The organism is Roseisolibacter sp. H3M3-2 (assembly GCF_029211165.1).
In the GTDB taxonomy this organism is placed as follows: Bacteria; Gemmatimonadota; Gemmatimonadetes; order Gemmatimonadales; family Gemmatimonadaceae; genus Roseisolibacter.
The window spans coordinates 1-1,426 of the sequence record NZ_JARGEK010000634.1 but is presented as its reverse complement, the minus strand read 5'-3'; the positions used below and the strand labels follow the sequence as shown (position 1 = coordinate 1,426).

1 protein-coding gene is annotated in these 1,426 nt (G+C 76.4%); it reads left to right on the top strand.

Features of this window, described 5'->3' with window-relative positions:
• Positions 1-220 precede the first annotated feature (220 nt).
• The coding region (gene dnaX / locus PYV61_RS25285) for a DNA polymerase III subunit gamma/tau (protein WP_275836654.1) at positions 221-1,426 on the top strand (1,206 nt) is incomplete at its 3' end.

Sequence of the window (1,426 nt, the reverse complement as noted above, 5' to 3'; positions counted from 1 at the left end):
GCCGCGGCGGCGGCGCCGAACCCCGGGTCGTCGCGCGGCGGGAGCCCGTAGCGGCGGATCGTCGCGCCGCCGCCGGCGTCCTCGTTCACGAATGCGCGGGACATGCGCCTACGCTGGTGCAGGCGGCGCGCCGCGCGCAAGCCGCTGGCGACGCGCCGCGGCCGCCGCGAGATTCCGGCGTCGGCGCTTGCCGACCCCGGCCGCCGCGCTCCCGCCTCCGATGTCCCTCGCCCTCGCGCGCAAGTACCGCCCCCGGAACTTCGCCTCCGTGGCCGTGCAGTCGCACGTGTCCAACACCCTCAAGGGGGCGATCGCGCGCGGGCGCGTGGCGCACGGCTACCTGCTCTGCGGCCCGCGCGGGACCGGCAAGACGACGCTGGCGCGCGTGCTGGCGATGGCCCTCAACTGCGAGGTGCGCGGCGCCAAGGCGGACGGCGAGCCGTGCGGGGAGTGCGTCAGCTGCACGCGCATCTGGAGCGGCGGCTCGTCGCTCGACGTCGTCGAGATGGACGCCGCCAGCAACCGCAGCGTCGACGACGCGCGCGAGCTGCGCGAGCGCGCGATGTACGCACCCACCGGCGAGGACCGCTACAAGGTCTACATCGTCGACGAGGCGCACATGCTGACGCGCGAGGCGTGGAACGCGCTGCTCAAGATCCTCGAGGAGCCGCCGCCGCGCGTCGTGTTCGTGTTCGCGACGACCGAGCCGCAGAAGATCGCGCAGACCGCGGCGCCGATCCTCAGCCGGCTGCAGCGCTTCGACCTGAAGCGCATCGGCCCCGCCGAGATCCGCGAGCGGCTGGCCGCGGTGCTCGACGCCGAGGGCGTGGCGTTCGAGCCCGACGCGCTGGGGATGATCGCGCGCGCCGCCGACGGCGGGCTGCGCGACGCCCTCTCGCTCACCGACCAGGTCCTGTCGCTCGGCGCGGAGTCGCACGTCACCGCGGCGCGCGTGCAGGAGGCGCTCGGGCTCGTGCCCGAGGACGAGTACCTCGCCGTGGTCGACCTCGTGGCCGAGCGGCGCGCGGGCGACGTGTTCGCGGCCGTCGGGCGGCTGGCCGACGCGGGGATCGACTTCGCGCTCTTCCTCGCCGGGCTCGGCGACATGCTGCGCGCGCTGCTCGCGCTCACGCTCGGGGGCGCGGCGCCCGAGCTGTCGGAGCGCGCGCGCGAGGCGCTGCAGGCGCGCGTCGGCCGCCTGTCGTCGAGCGACCTGCTGCGCATGCTGCACGCGCTCGTCGAGACCGAGCCGCGCTTCCGGAAGAGCGGCCAGCAGCAGCTGCTGCTGGAGACGCTGCTGGTGCGCTTCGCGCTGCTCGACCGCTCGGTGGAGCTGGAGACGCTGCTGCGCGAGCTCGGGCCCGGCGGCGGCGGCGGATTCGGGGGCGGCGGCGCCGCGCCCGCCGCGCGCGCGCAGCCGGTCGGC